A 15071-nucleotide genomic window follows, 5' to 3' on the forward strand; every position below is an offset into this window, starting at 1 on the left:
GAGGGGAGCAAGCCCCCTCCCACATTTGATGTGTGTCGTCCACACCCCTCAGATATCCCCAGGCACCCTCGCCTTCTCCCGCGCCTCTTCCCGGCTGATCACGCCTTCCGTGACCAACGCCTTCAAGCTCATATCCAACGTCTTCATGCCCAACGCGCCGCCGGTCTGAATCGCCGAGACCATCTGCGCCACCTTGTCTTCGCGGATCAAGTTACGAATAGCCGGCGTGCCCAGCATGATTTCATGGGCCGCCACCCGCCCGCCGCCAACCTTCTTGACCAGCACCTGGGACACCACCGCCTGCAACGACTCCGACAGCATCGAGCGGACCATGGCCTTTTCCCCCGCCGGGAACACGTCCACCAGCCTGTCCACGGTCTTTGCCGCCGAGGTGGTGTGCAGGGTGCCAAATACCAGATGCCCGGTCTCAGCCGCCGTCAGGGCCAGGCGGATGGTTTCCAGGTCGCGCAGTTCGCCCACCAGGATCACGTCGGGGTCTTCGCGCAGCGCCGAACGCAAGGCCAGCGAGAAACTATGGGTATCTCGATGCACCTGGCGCTGGTTGATCAGGGCGGTTTTCGGCGTGTGGATAAACTCGATGGGGTCTTCCAGCGTGAGGATGTGCTGGCGCCGATGCTGGTTGAGGTAATCGATCATCGCCGCCAGGGTAGTGGACTTGCCGGAGCCGGTGGGGCCCGTCACCAGCACCAGGCCGCGCGCAAGCTGGGCGATACGCTGGAACACTTCCCCCAGGCCGAGGTTTTCCAGGCTCTGGACCTCGGCCGGGATGGTGCGAAACACCGCGCCCATGCCGCGATCCTGCTGGAATACGTTCGCCCGGAACCGCGCCACGCCCGGCAACTCGAAGGCAAAATCCGTTTCAAGAGATGTTTCGAAATCCTTTTGTTGGTAGCGGTTGAGCAACGGGCTCAATAAATCCGCTACTTGCGGGGGTGAAAGCACCGGCCAATCCAACGGCCAGACCTCACCATCAATACGCAGCATAGGCGCCATACCGGCCGACAGATGCAGGTCGGAAGCGCCGCGACGCACGCCGGCCTGCAGTAATTCAGTGATATCCATAGGGCTTTCCATTTCCAGTAGAATGCCGCGGACTCCATATCCACGGGCGCATCTTGAATGTCGACGATAGCAGACAACATCGGCCAGGTTAGCCAGCGCATCCGCGCCGCAGCCGACGCCGTGCAACGTGACGCAAACAGCATCCACCTGCTGGCCGTGAGCAAGACCAAACCCGCCCAAGCCGTGCGTGAAGCCTATGCCGCCGGGATGCGTGATTTTGGCGAAAACTATCTGCAGGAGGCCCTGGGCAAGCAGGCCGAATTAACCGACCTGCCCTTGAGTTGGCACTTCATCGGCCCCATTCAATCGAACAAGACTCGCGCCATCGCCGAGAATTTCGCTTGGGTGCATTCCGTGGACCGTCTCAAAATTGCACAACGCCTGTCCGAGCAACGCCCGGTGGACCTGCCTGCGCTGAATATCTGCATCCAGGTCAATGTCAGTGGCGAGGCCAGCAAGTCCGGCTGCACCCCCGCCGACCTGCCGGCCCTGGCCAACGCCATCAGCGCCCTGCCGCGCTTGAAGCTGCGGGGCTTGATGGCGATTCCCGAGCCGACGGACGATCGGGCCGAACAAGACGCCGCGTTTTCCAGCGTGCGCGACCTGCAAAACAACCTGAACCTGCCGCTCGACACACTTTCCATGGGCATGAGCCACGACCTTGAGTCGGCCATCGCCCAAGGCGCCACCTGGGTGCGGATCGGTACCGCCCTGTTTGGCGCCCGCGACTACGGCCAGCCATGAAATGGCTGACATCCATCTAAGTAAGGACCTGTCATGAGCAACACGCGTATTGCCTTTATCGGCGCCGGCAACATGGCGGCCAGCCTGATCGGCGGCCTGCGGGCCAAGGGCCTGGAAGCGGCGCAGATCCGCGCCAGCGATCCGGGCGCCGAGACCCGTGCCCGCGTCAGCGCCGAGCACGGTATCGAAACCTTCGCCGATAACGCCGAAGCCATCCAAGGTGTCGATGTGATCGTGCTGGCGGTCAAGCCACAGGCCATGAAGGCCGTGTGCGAAAGCCTGCGCCCAAGCCTTCAGCCACACCAACTGGTGGTGTCGATCGCCGCCGGTATCACCTGCGCCAGCATGAACAACTGGCTCGGCGCGCAACCGATCGTGCGTTGCATGCCCAACACCCCGGCGCTGCTGCGCCAGGGTGTGAGCGGTTTGTACGCCACCCACGAGGTGACCGCCGAGCAACGTGACCAGGCCCAGGAACTGCTGTCCGCCGTGGGCATCGCCCTGTGGCTGGAACAGGAGCAGCAACTGGACGCGGTCACCGCCGTGTCGGGCAGCGGCCCGGCTTACTTCTTCCTGCTGATCGAGGCCATGACCGCCGCCGGCGTGAAACTGGGCCTGCCACAGCAAGTCGCCGAGCAACTGGCCGAGCAAACCGCCCTGGGCGCCGCGAAAATGGCTGTCTCCAGTGAAGTGGACGCTGCCGAGTTGCGCCGTCGCGTCACCTCCCCCGGCGGCACCACGCAGGCTGCCATCGAATCGTTCCAGGCCGGGGGCTTTGAAGCCCTGGTGGAAAAAGCACTGGGTGCCGCAGCACATCGTTCGGCTGAAATGGCCGAGCAGCTGGGCAAATAGTCGTCCCCCTACAAAGGAATAAATGATGCTTGGACTCAATGACGCCGTCATCTTCATCATCCAGACCTTGGGCAGCCTGTACCTGCTGATCGTGCTGATGCGTTTTATCCTGCAACTGGTGCGGGCGAACTTCTACAACCCGCTGTGCCAATTCGTGGTGAAGGCCACCCAACCGCTGCTCAAGCCCCTGCGTCGAGTGGTCCCGAGCATGTTCGGCCTGGACATGTCGTCGCTGGTGCTGGCGCTGCTGCTGCAGATCCTGCTGTTCGTGCTGGTCTTGATGCTCAAGGGCTACCTGCCTTACACCGTGCTGCTGTTGCCATGGGCACTGATCGGGATCTTCTCGTTGTTTTTGAAGATCATCTTCTGGTCGATGATCATCAGCGTGATCCTGTCCTGGGTCGCGCCGGGTAGCCGCAGCCCAGGTGCCGAGCTGGTGTCTCAGATCACCGAGCCGGTGCTCGCGCCGTTCCGCCGCTGGGTGCCCAACCTGGGCGGCCTGGATATTTCGCCGATCTTCGCGTTTATCGCGATCCAACTGATACAAGGCTGGGGCATCCCGTACCTGGCTGACTTCGCGAACATGCCCAAGGAACTGTTCGGACTGATCTGACAGGCGGAGCAAATGCAGGAGGGGCGGGGCGACGATTCGACTTGCTCCCTCCCACATTTGGCCTTTGCTTGCCGCTGGGTGCATCGGTCTTTAGACTTACGCCTCATTTAAACGAGAGCAGGGTCGATGCCAACTGCCTTCCCCCCCGATTCTGTTGGACTGGTCGTGCCCCAAGTGGCGCACTTCAGCGAACCACTGGCCCTGGCCTGTGGTCGTTCGCTGCCTGCCTATGACCTGATTTATGAAACCTACGGCCAACTGAACGCCACGGCGAGCAATGCCGTGCTGATCTGCCACGCCCTCTCCGGTCATCATCACGCCGCTGGTTTCCACAGCGTTGACGAGCGCAAGCCTGGCTGGTGGGACAGTTGCATCGGCCCCGGCAAGCCCATCGACACCAACAAGTTCTTTGTCGTCAGCCTGAACAACCTCGGCGGCTGCAATGGCTCCACCGGCCCCAGCAGCCTCAACCCGGAAACCGGCAGGCCGTTCGGCGCCGACTTCCCCGTACTCACTGTGGAAGACTGGGTGCACAGCCAGGCGCGCCTCGCCGACCTGCTGGGTATCCGGCAATGGGCCGCGGTGATCGGCGGCAGCCTGGGCGGCATGCAGGCCCTGCAATGGACCATCACGTATCCGGATCGCGTGCGCCATTGCCTGGCCATCGCCTCGGCGCCCAAATTGTCGGCGCAGAACATCGCCTTCAACGAAGTGGCGCGCCAGGCCATCCTCACCGATCCCGAGTTCCACGGCGGTTCGTTCCAGGAAGCCGGTGTGATCCCCAAGCGCGGCTTGATGCTGGCGCGAATGGTCGGGCACATCACCTACCTGTCCGATGACTCCATGGGCGAGAAATTCGGCCGTGGCCTCAAGAGCGAGAAGCTCAACTACGACTTCCACAGCGTCGAGTTCCAGGTGGAAAGCTACCTGCGTTATCAGGGCGAGGAGTTCTCCGGGCGTTTCGACGCCAACACCTACCTGCTGATGACCAAGGCCCTGGACTACTTCGACCCGGCAGCCAACCACGACGATGACCTGGCGAAAACCTTCGAGGGCGCCACGGCCAAGTTCTGCGTCATGTCGTTTACCACCGACTGGCGCTTCTCGCCGGCCCGCTCCCGAGAGCTGGTGGATGCGCTGATGGCGGCCAAGAAAGACGTCTGCTACCTGGAGATCGATGCACCGCAAGGCCATGACGCCTTCCTGATTCCGATCCCGCGCTACCTCCAGGCTTTCAGCAACTACATGAACCGCATTACTTTGTGAGAACGCCATGAGAGCCGACCTGGACATCATCCAAGACTGGATCCCCGCCGGCAGCCGCGTGCTCGACCTGGGCTGCGGCGATGGCGAACTGCTGAGCTGGCTGCGCGACAACAAGCAAGTCACCGGCTACGGCCTGGAAAACGACCCGGACAACATCGCCCAGTGCGTGGCCAAGGGCATCAACGTGATCGAGCAGGACCTGGACAAGGGCCTGGGCAACTTCGCCAGCAACAGCTTCGATATCGTGGTGATGACCCAGGCCCTGCAAGCGGTGCACTACCCGGACCGCATCCTCGACGAAATGCTGCGCGTGGGTCGCCAGTGCATTATCACCTTCCCCAACTTCGGGCACTGGCGCTGCCGCTGGTACCTGGCGACCAAGGGCCGCATGCCGGTCTCGGATTTCCTGCCGTACACCTGGTACAACACGCCGAACATCCACTTCTGCACCTTCGAAGACTTCGAAGCCCTGTGTGGCGAGCGTGAAGCCAAGGTGATCAACCGCCTGGCCGTCGATCAACAGCATCGTCACGGCTGGGCAAGCAAGCTATGGCCCAATCTGTTGGGCGAAATTGGTATCTATCGGGTCAGCAGCCCTGGCCTGACGGATCACAAGATTGCCGTCTAATCATTTTCAAGAGGGACGATCATGAGTCGCTTGGCTATTTTTCTACTGACTGCATGCCTGGGCGCCAGCGCCATGGCGGCGGACACTATCGACGCTAATCGCAAGAAAGACTTCGGTGATATCACCGTTCATTACAACACCTTCACCTCCAGCTTCCTGCAGCCGGAAACCGCCCAGAAAGTCGGCGTGGTGCGCAGCAAGGAGAAGGGCTTGATCAATGTGACCGTGATCAAGGGCGTAACCCCGGTGGCAGCGCAAGTGACAGGCACCATCAAGGACCTGGGCGGCAAGAGCGAGATCCTGACGTTCAAGCAAATCGACGAGAAAGGCGGGATCAATTACCTCGCGCCGTACTCCGTGACGCAGCGGGAATACAAGACGTTTACCATCAATGTGGAAACCGGCGGCAAAGCCCATAGCTTCCAATTCAACCAGGAACTGTTTCCGGCGGAATGATGAACCTTACTCAACTCGTATTGGCCAGCCATAACGCCGGCAAGCTCAAAGAACTCCAGGCCATGCTCGGCGAATCCGTGCAGCTGCGCTCCATCGGCGAGTTCAGCCAGGTGGAGCCGGAAGAGACCGGCCTGTCGTTCGTCGAGAACGCCATCCTCAAGGCGCGCAATGCCGCACGCATCTCGGGCCTTCCGGCGCTGGCGGACGACTCTGGCCTGGCGGTGGACTTCCTCGGCGGCGCGCCGGGTATCTACTCGGCGCGTTATGCCGATGGCAAGGGCGATGCGGCCAACAACGCCAAGCTGCTGGACGCGCTCAAGGACGTGCCGGACGCGATGCGCGGCGCGCAGTTCGTCTGTGTGCTGGCCTTGGTACGGCATGCCGATGACCCGCTGCCGATCCTCTGCGAAGGCCTGTGGCACGGGCGCATCCTGCACGCGGCCAGCGGTGAGCACGGTTTTGGCTATGACCCGCTGTTCTGGGTGCCGGAGCGCAATGTCTCCAGTGCCGAATTGAGCCCGGCCGACAAGAACCAGATCAGCCACCGTGCCCGCGCAATGGATTTGCTGCGCCAGCGCCTGGGCTTGAAATGACCCGGAACACCTCCGCGCAGCCGCTGATCCACGGTGGCGCGCAAACACCTCGGGCGGCGCTGCCGGTGCTGCCGCCCCTGGCGCTGTACATCCACATCCCGTGGTGCGTGCGCAAATGCCCTTACTGCGACTTCAACTCCCACACCGCCAGCAAGGTGCTGCCGGAAGAAGAGTATGTGGACGCCTTGCTGGCCGACCTCGATCAGGACATGCACGCGGTGTATGGGCGCGAACTGAGTTCGATCTTCTTCGGCGGCGGCACGCCAAGCCTGTTCAGCGCTGCGGCGCTGGGCCGATTGCTCAAAGGCGTGGAAGCACGCATCCCGTTTGCCGGCGACATCGAGATCACCCTGGAAGCCAACCCCGGCACGTTCGAGCAAGAGAAGTTCGTCGCCTACCGCGCGCTGGGGATCAACCGGCTGTCCATCGGCATCCAGAGCTTCCAGCAGGCAAAGCTTGAGGCCCTGGGCCGCATCCACAACGGCGACGAAGCCGTACGCGCCGCCGGGATGGCGCGCCAGGCCGGGTTCGACAACTTCAACCTGGACCTGATGCACGGCCTGCCCGACCAGTCCCTGGACGATGCGTTGAGCGACCTGCGCCAGGCCATCGCGCTCAAACCCACACACCTGTCCTGGTACCAGTTGACCCTGGAACCCAACACCGTGTTCTGGAACCAGCCGCCCGCGCTGCCGGAAGACGACACCCTGTGGGACATCCAGGAAGCCGGCCAGGCGCTGCTGGCCGAACACGGTTACGCACAATACGAAGTGTCGGCCTACGCCCAGCCCGGGCGCCCGGCGCGACATAATCTCAACTACTGGAGCTTCGGCGACTTTATCGGCATCGGCGCCGGGGCCCACGGCAAGCTCAGCCATCCGGACGGGCGCATTGTGCGCACCTGGAAGACCCGCGCGCCGAAGGACTACCTCAACCCGGCCAAAAGCTTCCAGGCCGGGGCGAAGGAGCTGACCAACGAAGAGTTGCCGTTCGAGTTCCTGATGAACGCCCTGCGCCTCACCGAGGGCGTCGACGCCACGCTCTACGCCGAACGCACCGGCCTCGACCTGGCGAGCCTCGACGAGGCGCGGCGCGAGGCAGAACAAAGTGGCTTAATGCAGGTCGAACCGTCACGCCTGGCGGCCACCGATCGCGGGCAACTCTTTCTCAATGACCTGTTGCAGAAGTTTTTGAGCTGATCGCTCTAAGGAAATCGAATGGATCTGGTACTCGACCTGCTCGCCACGGTATCCCGCTGGAGCCGCAGCAACCTGTCGGAAATCTCCCTGGCCCTTGTGGGCTGTTTGCTGGTGCTGTTTGGCGCCGACATCAAGGGCTGGGTCGAAGCACGCCTGGGCAGCGTTGCCGGCGCGTTGCGCGTACCGTTGATGGCCCTGCTGTGCATGATCGGCAGCGGTGCGGCGCTGATCTATGCGACGCCGTGGATTGTGCGGGGATTGAGCCAGTTCAATAACTACAGCCTGGCGCCGGTGCTGGTGGTGGTGCTGGTGTTGATTGGCGTCGTCGCCGATCGCCGCTGACCTCAAATCCAACACAAAACAACTGTGGGAGGGGGCTTGCCCCGATAGCTGAGGGTCAGTCGACATCAAAGTGACTGATCCACCGCTATCGGGGGCAAGCCCCCTCCCACATTGAATTGCATTTCAAGTCAGTGGCGAGTTACGCCAGCTTCTCGAACTTCAAATCCCAAACCCCATGCCCCAGCCGCTCACCACGCCGCTCGAACTTGGTGATCGGGCGTTCGGCCGGGCGTGGTACGCATTTGCCGTCTTGCGCCAGGTTGCGGTAGCCAGGGGCAACGTCCATCACTTCCAGCATGTATTCGGCATAGGGTTCCCAGTCGGTAGCCATATGCAGGACACCGCCGACTTTCAGCTTGCTGCGCACCAGTTCCGCGAAGGAGGCCTGGACGATGCGGCGCTTGTGGTGACGGCTCTTGTGCCATGGGTCGGGGAAGAACAGCATCAGGCGGTCGAGGCTGTTGTCGGCGATGCATCGGTTGAGCACTTCGATCGCGTCGCAGTCATAGACCCGCAGGTTGGTCAGGCCTTGTGTCAGCACGCCATTAAGCAGCGCACCGACACCTGGGCGGTGGACTTCCACACCGATGAAATCCTGTTCCGGCGAGGCCGCGGCCATTTCCAGCAGGGAGTGGCCCATGCCGAAACCGATTTCCAGGGAACGCGGGGCCGAACGGCCGAACACCTGGTCATAGTCCACCGGCGCATCGGCCAGGGGCAGGACGAACAGCGGCGTACCTTGCTCCAGGCCCTTTTGCTGGCCCTCGGTCATGCGGCCGGCGCGCATCACAAAACTCTTGATGCGGCGGTGCTTGGACTCGTCGCCTTCTTCCACGGTGTTCGGCGTTTCGTTTGATTCAGTCATCAATGGCTCTTACTTGATCAGACCATCCAGCGGCGAAGAGGCGCTGGCGTAGAGTTTTTTTGGCATGCGCCCGGCAAGGTAGGCCAGGCGGCCGGCGACGATGGCGTGTTTCATGGCTTCGGCCATCAGCACCGGGTGCTGGGCGTGGGCGATGGCCGAGTTCATCAGCACCGCGTCACAGCCCAGTTCCATGGCGATGGTGGCGTCGGAGGCGGTACCGACACCGGCGTCCACCAAGACCGGGATCTTGGCTTCTTCGAGGATTATCTGCAGGTTGTACGGATTGCAGATACCCAGCCCGGAACCGATCAGGCCGGCCAGCGGCATCACGGCGATACAGCCGATTTCGGCCAGTTGGCGGGCGATGATCGGGTCATCGCTGGTGTAGACCATCACGTCAAAACCTTCCTTGACCAGGGTTTCTGCGGCCTTGAGGGTTTCGATCACGTTGGGGAACAGGGTTTTCTGGTCAGCCAGCACTTCCAGCTTGACCAGGTTGTGGCCGTCGAGCAGTTCACGGGCCAGGCGGCAGGTACGCACGGCTTCGATAGCGTCGTAGCAACCGGCGGTGTTCGGCAGGAAGGTGTAGCGATCCGGCGACAGCACGTCGAGCAGGTTCGGCTCGCCCTCGATCTGGCCGAGGTTGGTGCGGCGCACGGCGAAGGTCACGATCTCGGCGCCCGAGGCTTCGATGGCCTGGCGGGTTTCTTCCATGTCGCGGTACTTGCCGGTGCCGACCAGCAGACGGGACTGGTAGGTACGACCGGCCAGGACGAAGGGCTTGTCGCTACGAACGATGCTCATGGGAAATCCTCGAAATGGGGTGAGGTTCTGCAGAATCCGGGGCTACATAAACGCGCGGGACTAGCCGCCGCCGATGGCGTGGACCACCTCGACCTGGTCACCCTCGGTGAGCGTGGTCTCGGCGTGCTGGCTACGCGGGACGATATCCAGGTTGAGTTCCACTGCGACGCGACGCCCGGTCAGGTCCAGGCGGGTCAGCAGGGCCGCAACGGTTTCACCGTCGGGCAGTTCAAGGGATTCGCCGTTCAACTGAATGCGCATGCCAGGGGCCGCCATCGTTTTTAGGGGCCAGCATTCTAGCGCGATTGGGACCTGAAGGTCAGCTTCAAGCGTCAAGCGGTCACAGTTGCAAGCGCCATGCTGCCAGCCCCAACAGGAACCAGCCAGACAGGAAGGCCAGGCCCCCGAACGGCGTGATGATGCCGAGCTTGCTGATGCCGGTCATGGTCAGCACATACAAGCTGCCGGAGAACAACAGGATCCCGACTACGAACGAGATGCCAGCCCACGTTACCAGCCGGCCCGGCAGGTGCGCGGCCAGCAACGCCACGCCGAACAGCGCCAGGGTGTGCACCAACTGATAAGTCACGCCGGTGTGAAAGATCGCCAGGTACTCGGCGCTGAGGCGGCTTTTCAGGCCATGGGCGGCGAACGCACCGAGGGCGACACCGGTGAAGCCGAAAAAGGCAGCCAGCATCAGAAAGCTACGCAGCATGAGGAACTCCAGTCAGACTCATTGGACAGGGTCTGTATAATGGCCCGCTCAACGGGTTCGGCCAAGCCATCTCTATGCTGCGTGTCCTCTTCAAACGCCTTCTCAACGTCGTGAAATGGTTTGCCATCGGCAGTGTTCTGCTGGTGCTGCTGTTCCGTGTCGTCCCGCCGCCCTTCACCGCGCTGATGGTGGAGCGAAAGGTCGAATCCTGGTTCGACGGCGAACCCATTGACCTGCAACGCACCTGGGTGCCGTGGGACGAGCTCTCCGACGACCTGAAAGTGGCGGTGATGGCCGGTGAAGACCAACGCTTCCCGCAGCATTGGGGCTTTGATTTCGGCGCGATCCAGGCAGCGCTCCTGCACAACGAGCGCGGCGGTTCGATCCGGGGCGCGAGCACGCTGAGCCAGCAGGTGTCGAAAAACCTGTTCCTGTGGGCGGGTCGCAGTTATTTGCGCAAAGGCCTGGAAGCCTGGTTTACCGGGCTGATCGAGGTGTTGTGGCCCAAGCAGCGGATTCTTGAGGTGTACCTCAACAGCGTGGAATGGGATGAAGGCGTGTTTGGCGCGCAAGCGGCGGCGCGACATCACTTTGGCGTAAGTGCCAAGGGGTTATCACGGCAGCAGGCCAGCTACCTGGCGGCGGTGTTGCCTAATCCACGGGTGTGGAGTGCCAGCCATCCGACCGCGTATGTGGCGCGACGGGCAGCCTGGATTCGCCAGCAGATGAGCCAGCTGGGCGGAGAGGGTTACCTGGTGGAACTGAACAATTCCCGCAAAGCGCCTTGGTCCGACTGATACAACACAAAACAAATGTGGGAGGGGCTTAACCCCTCCCACATGTTCAGGCGGCGATCGACAACTTCAGCTTGTTCATCGCGCTTTTCTCAAGCTGGCGAATGCGCTCGGCCGACACGTTGTACTTCTGCGCCAGGTCGTGCAGCGTGGCTTTTTCTTCCGCCAGCCAGCGCTGGTAGAGGATGTCACGGCTGCGGTCGTCCAGCACTTCCAGCGCTTCGTGCAGGTTGTGGTTGGAGTTGTCGCTCCAGTCGGCGTCTTCCAGTTGACGCGCCGGGTCGTACCGGTGGTCTTCCAGGTAATTGGCCGGCGATTGGAAAGCGCTGTCGTCGTCCGCTTCGGCGGCCGGGTCGAAGGCCATGTCATGGCCGGTCAGGCGGCTTTCCATCTCGCGCACTTCACGGGGCTCCACGCCGAGGCTTTCGGCCACGCGGTGGACTTCCTCGTTGTTCAGCCACGCCAGGCGTTTTTTCTGGCTGCGCAGGTTGAAGAACAGCTTGCGCTGGGCCTTGGTGGTCGCGACTTTCACGATGCGCCAGTTGCGCAGGATGAACTCGTGGATTTCCGCCTTGATCCAGTGCACGGCAAACGACACCAGGCGCACGCCCATCTCAGGGTTGAAGCGCTTTACAGCCTTCATCAGGCCGACGTTGCCTTCCTGGATCAGGTCAGCCTGGGCCAGGCCGTAGCCGCTATAGCTACGGGCGATATGTACGACAAAACGCAGGTGGGCGAGCACCATCTGCCGAGCCGCCCCCAAATCCTGCTCATAGTAGAGACTCTCGGCCAGTTCACGCTCCTGCTCGGGCGTCAGCAATGGAATGCTGTTGACCGTGTGCACATAGGCTTCCAGGTTCGCACCCGGGACCAAGGCATAAGCAGGTTGCAAAGAAGTGGTCATACGAAAAAACCTCCGACTCACATAACTCGTGCAGTTCAGCACTGCGAAAATTGACCGGGAACCGTAGGACAAGTTCCCTAAACCACTGATACGGTCAATACAAACGAAACCACATTACCCTGACATTAACTACTTCGGGGCCAGCTCGCGTAAATGCCGTGCGACCGCAATCCAGGCACCGATATAACCCAACAATACCGCGCCAAGCAAGAGCGACAGACCATCGGCAACCGGCACCCCGGCCAGGGCAAAATCGCTGCCGTACAAGCCGGCAAGCCCGACAACCGCGTCGTTCAGCCAGTTCAGGCCGAATGCCAGCACGCCCCAGGACAAAATCCCCGCACCCAGGCCATAAAGCGCGCCCATGTACAGAAAAGGCCGACGCACATAGCTGTCCGTGCCGCCGACCAGTTTAATCACTTCTATCTCGGTGCGACGGTTTTCAATATGAAGACGAATGGTATTACCTATCACCAAAAGTAATGCAGACACCAACAGCACCGTCAGGCCGAATACAAAGCGGTCGCCCAGCTTGAGGATCGCCGCCAGGCGCTCCACCCAGACTAGATCAAGTTGCGCCTGCTGCACCTTCGGCATCTCTGCGAGTTTTTGTCGCAGGGCTTCAAGGCCCGCCTTGTCGACTTCATTCGGCGTCACCAGCACCACGCCCGGCAGCGGGTTCTGCGGCAGCTCTTTCAGCGCCTCGCCCAGGCCGGACTGTTGCTGGAACTCCTCAAGGGCCTGGTCGCGGCTGACGTACTCGGCGTCCGCGACGCCCGGCATGTTCTTGATATCGTCCCGTAGTGCTTCGCCTTCCTTGGTGCTGGCATCCAGGTTCAGGTACAGGGAAATCTGTGCCGCACGCTGCCAGGAACCGCCCAGGCGCTCGACATTATTAAGCAGCAGCGACAAGCCCATCGGCAGGCTCAGGGCCACGGCCATCACCAGGCAGGTAAAAAAGCTGCCGATCGGCTGCTTGCCCAGGCGACGCAGGCTGTCCAGCAGGCTGGCGCGATGGCTTTCGATCCAGGCGCGCAGCAGGGTACTGAAGTCCGGGCCGTCATCGTCGTCGTGTTTTTTCTTTTTCGGCTGCGGATCGGCCGGTTTCGGCGCCACGCGCTCGGAAACCTTGGGGCTACGTGTTGCACTCATACGCCAGCCTCCCCGTCACCGATCAGGCGACCGCGTTGCAGGGTCAGCATGCGATGGCGCATGCGGGCGATCAGCGCCAGGTCATGGCTGGCGATCAGTACGCTGGTGCCCAGACGGTTGATGTCTTCGAATACGCCCATGATCTCGGCCGCCAGGCGCGGGTCGAGGTTACCGGTGGGTTCGTCCGCCAGCAGCAAGGCCGGGCGATGGACGATGGCGCGGGCAATGCCGACGCGCTGTTGCTGGCCGGTGGACAGGTCGCCGGGGTAGAGGTCGGTCTTGTCCGACAGCGCCACGCGCTCCAGAGCCGAATCCACGCGCTTGACGATTTCGGCCTTGGACAGTCCAAGAATTTGCAACGGCAGGGCAATGTTGTTGAACACCGTGCGATCGAACAGCAACTGGTGGTTCTGGAACACCACGCCGATCTGGCGGCGCAGGAACGGGATCTGCGCATTGCTGATGGTGGCCAGGTCCTGGCCCGCCAGCAGCAACTTGCCCGTGGTCGGGCGTTCCATGGCCAGCAGCAGGCGCAACAGCGTACTCTTGCCGGCCCCCGAGTGACCGGTGACAAACAAGAACTCGCCGCGACGCACTCGAAAGCTCAGCTCATGCAAGCCCACATGCCCGTTGGCATAGCGTTTACCGACCTGTTCGAATCGAATCATGAACGCTCCCGCTCGGCAAACAGTGCCTGGACAAAGGGTTCGGCTTCAAAGGTGCGCAGGTCGTCGATGCCTTCACCGACGCCGATATAACGAATCGGCAACCCGAACTGCTTGGCCAGGGCGAAGATCACGCCACCCTTGGCCGTGCCGTCGAGCTTAGTCAAGGCCAGGCCGGTCAGTTGGACCGTCTGGTTGAATTGCTTGGCCTGGCTGATAGCGTTCTGGCCGGTACCGGCGTCCAGCACCAGCAACACCTCGTGCGGGGCGTCTGCGTCGAGCTTGCCGATCACGCGGCGGACTTTCTTCAGCTCTTCCATCAGGTTGTCTTTGGTGTGCAGGCGACCGGCGGTATCCGCGATCAGCACGTCGATGTTACGAGCCTTGGCGGCTTGCACGGCGTCGAAGATCACCGAGGCGGAATCGGCACCGGTGTGCTGGGCGATGACCGGGATCTTGTTGCGCTCCCCCCAGACCTGCAATTGCTCGACGGCAGCGGCGCGGAAGGTGTCACCGGCGGCGAGCATGACTTTCTTGCCTTCCGACTGCAGCTTCTTGGCCAGTTTGCCGATGGTGGTGGTCTTGCCGGCGCCGTTGACACCCACGACCAGGATCACGAACGGCTTGTTCGGGGTGATCACCAACGGTGCTTCCACGGGTTTGAGCATCGCAGCCAGCTCGGCCTGCAAGGATTTGTAGAGGGCGTCGGCATCGGTCAGCTGCTTGCGTGCGACTTTCTGAGTCAGGCTCTGGATGATCACAGCGGTGGCTTCGACGCCAACGTCAGCGGTCAGCAGGCGGGTTTCGATGTCTTCCAGCAGCTCATCGTCGATGACTTTCTTGCCGAGGAACAGGCTGGCCATGCCTTCGCCGATGCTGGCGCTGGTCTTGCTCAGGCCTTGCTTGAGGCGGGCGAAGAAGCCGGTCTTGCTGGTTTCGGTGGAGGCGACGGGCGGTTCGATGACGGCGGGAGCGGCAACCACCGGCTCCACTAGCGCAGGCACGGGGGCGGGCGCTTCGACAACGACCGGCTGCGGCTCAACGGTCACCGGAATCGGCGGCACCACATGCTCGGCCTGCACATCTTCAACCAGCGCCACAGCCTCTTCGGGCACCGGCAGCTCAGGCCACGGCTTGTGTTCGGGCTCAGGCTCCACCTCGGCCACCGGCTGCAACACCGGCTCAGCCATCGGCAACACCACCGGCGCCGGCGCTTCGGCAACGGGCTCGGCTTCTACTATAGGCTCGGGGATCGGCTCAGCTTGAACCTGTGGCTGTTCAGCGACGGTTTCCTGCGGCTTTTTGCGCAGCCATCCGAACAGGCCTTTCTTCTCGCCAGCCGCAGCTGGGGTCTTCTTGTCGTCGTTGGAACCAAACATGGAGACGGCTATCTCAA

19 protein-coding genes are annotated in these 15071 nt (G+C 62.1%); 10 read left to right on the top strand and 9 right to left on the bottom strand.

Annotation, left to right across the window (positions count from 1 at the left end; translation table 11 throughout):
• Nucleotides 1–48: 48 nt before the first annotated feature.
• Nucleotides 49–1083 (bottom strand): type IV pilus twitching motility protein PilT, encoded by a 1035-nt coding sequence (locus BFQ01_RS00595; protein ID WP_065923849.1) that lies wholly within the window; start codon nucleotides 1081–1083, stop codon nucleotides 49–51.
• Nucleotides 1084–1140: 57 nt separating this feature from the next.
• On the opposite strand from BFQ01_RS00595, the gene BFQ01_RS00600 reads away from it, so the two are divergent.
• The 9 genes from BFQ01_RS00600 to BFQ01_RS00640 all read left to right on the top strand — a co-directional run bounded on the left by BFQ01_RS00600 (nucleotide 1141) and on the right by BFQ01_RS00640 (nucleotide 7776).
• Entirely contained in the window at nucleotides 1141–1827 is a 687-nt protein-coding gene (locus BFQ01_RS00600; protein ID WP_065923850.1) for a YggS family pyridoxal phosphate-dependent enzyme, read from the top strand.
• 33 nt (nucleotides 1828–1860) lie between these two features.
• Nucleotides 1861–2679, top strand: coding sequence for a pyrroline-5-carboxylate reductase (gene proC, locus BFQ01_RS00605; RefSeq protein ID WP_027606092.1), 819 nt, complete (start codon nucleotides 1861–1863; stop codon nucleotides 2677–2679).
• A gap of 25 nt (nucleotides 2680–2704) precedes the next feature.
• A complete protein-coding gene (locus BFQ01_RS00610; protein WP_065923851.1) occupies nucleotides 2705–3292 on the top strand; it encodes a YggT family protein in 588 nt (195 codons plus the stop codon).
• Nucleotides 3293–3418: 126 nt separating this feature from the next.
• Nucleotides 3419–4558, top strand: coding sequence for a homoserine O-succinyltransferase MetX (locus BFQ01_RS00615; RefSeq protein WP_027606094.1), 1140 nt, complete (start codon nucleotides 3419–3421; stop codon nucleotides 4556–4558).
• Between the two features lie 7 nt (nucleotides 4559–4565).
• Nucleotides 4566–5186 (top strand): methionine biosynthesis protein MetW, encoded by a 621-nt coding sequence (gene metW / locus BFQ01_RS00620; RefSeq protein WP_017735309.1) that lies wholly within the window; start codon nucleotides 4566–4568, stop codon nucleotides 5184–5186.
• 21 nt (nucleotides 5187–5207) lie between these two features.
• The gene (locus tag BFQ01_RS00625) at nucleotides 5208–5642 is read left to right on the top strand and encodes a DUF4426 domain-containing protein (RefSeq protein WP_027606095.1); all 435 of its coding nucleotides are present in this window, start codon (nucleotides 5208–5210) and stop codon (nucleotides 5640–5642) included.
• Entirely contained in the window at nucleotides 5639–6235 is a 597-nt protein-coding gene (gene rdgB, locus BFQ01_RS00630; RefSeq protein ID WP_027606096.1) for an RdgB/HAM1 family non-canonical purine NTP pyrophosphatase, read from the top strand. The genes BFQ01_RS00625 and rdgB overlap by 4 nt, the downstream gene beginning before the upstream one ends.
• A complete protein-coding gene (hemW, locus tag BFQ01_RS00635) occupies nucleotides 6232–7434 on the top strand; it encodes a radical SAM family heme chaperone HemW (RefSeq protein ID WP_065923852.1) in 1203 nt (400 codons plus the stop codon). The genes rdgB and hemW overlap by 4 nt, the downstream gene beginning before the upstream one ends.
• 18 nt (nucleotides 7435–7452) lie before the next feature.
• Nucleotides 7453–7776: a DUF3392 domain-containing protein gene (locus BFQ01_RS00640; protein ID WP_010207241.1), complete on the top strand. Its 324-nt coding sequence runs from the start codon at nucleotides 7453–7455 to the stop codon at nucleotides 7774–7776.
• A gap of 139 nt (nucleotides 7777–7915) precedes the next feature.
• On the opposite strand, the gene trmB is transcribed toward BFQ01_RS00640, so the two are convergent.
• From trmB to BFQ01_RS00660, 4 genes are all read right to left on the bottom strand, one after another.
• A complete protein-coding gene (gene trmB / locus BFQ01_RS00645) occupies nucleotides 7916–8641 on the bottom strand; it encodes a tRNA (guanosine(46)-N7)-methyltransferase TrmB (RefSeq protein WP_065923853.1) in 726 nt (241 codons plus the stop codon).
• Between the two features lie 9 nt (nucleotides 8642–8650).
• On the bottom strand, nucleotides 8651–9445 hold the full coding sequence (locus BFQ01_RS00650; RefSeq protein ID WP_065923854.1) for a thiazole synthase: 795 nt from the start codon (nucleotides 9443–9445) through the stop codon (nucleotides 8651–8653).
• A 60-nt stretch (nucleotides 9446–9505) separates the two neighbouring features.
• Complete coding sequence (gene thiS / locus BFQ01_RS00655; protein WP_049711100.1) at nucleotides 9506–9706, bottom strand: sulfur carrier protein ThiS; 201 nt, start codon at nucleotides 9704–9706, stop codon at nucleotides 9506–9508.
• A 79-nt stretch (nucleotides 9707–9785) separates the two neighbouring features.
• Nucleotides 9786–10160: a DUF423 domain-containing protein gene (locus BFQ01_RS00660; RefSeq protein ID WP_065923855.1), complete on the bottom strand. Its 375-nt coding sequence runs from the start codon at nucleotides 10158–10160 to the stop codon at nucleotides 9786–9788.
• A gap of 74 nt (nucleotides 10161–10234) precedes the next feature.
• Here BFQ01_RS00660 and mtgA point away from each other — a divergent pair, with 74 nt between their 5' ends.
• Nucleotides 10235–10957, top strand: a complete 723-nt coding sequence (gene mtgA / locus BFQ01_RS00665; protein WP_065923856.1) for a monofunctional biosynthetic peptidoglycan transglycosylase — start codon at nucleotides 10235–10237, stop codon at nucleotides 10955–10957.
• A gap of 46 nt (nucleotides 10958–11003) precedes the next feature.
• Here the strand turns inward: mtgA and rpoH are convergent, their stop codons facing one another.
• From rpoH to ftsY, 4 genes are all read right to left on the bottom strand, one after another.
• Entirely contained in the window at nucleotides 11004–11858 is an 855-nt protein-coding gene (rpoH, locus tag BFQ01_RS00670; protein ID WP_003176698.1) for an RNA polymerase sigma factor RpoH, read from the bottom strand.
• Nucleotides 11859–11987: 129 nt separating this feature from the next.
• The gene (ftsX, locus tag BFQ01_RS00675; protein ID WP_065923857.1) at nucleotides 11988–13010 is read right to left on the bottom strand and encodes a permease-like cell division protein FtsX; all 1023 of its coding nucleotides are present in this window, start codon (nucleotides 13008–13010) and stop codon (nucleotides 11988–11990) included.
• Nucleotides 13007–13678, bottom strand: a complete 672-nt coding sequence (gene ftsE / locus BFQ01_RS00680; RefSeq protein ID WP_003213784.1) for a cell division ATP-binding protein FtsE — start codon at nucleotides 13676–13678, stop codon at nucleotides 13007–13009. Before ftsE ends, ftsX begins: the two co-directional genes overlap by 4 nt.
• Nucleotides 13675–15054, bottom strand: coding sequence for a signal recognition particle-docking protein FtsY (gene ftsY / locus BFQ01_RS00685; protein ID WP_065923858.1), 1380 nt, complete (start codon nucleotides 15052–15054; stop codon nucleotides 13675–13677). Before ftsY ends, ftsE begins: the two co-directional genes overlap by 4 nt.
• Nucleotides 15055–15071: the final 17 nt, after the last annotated feature.

Origin of the sequence: Pseudomonas sp. 8 R 14, from assembly GCF_900005955.1 — a bacterium.
Classification (GTDB): domain Bacteria; phylum Pseudomonadota; class Gammaproteobacteria; order Pseudomonadales; family Pseudomonadaceae; genus Aquipseudomonas; species Aquipseudomonas marginalis.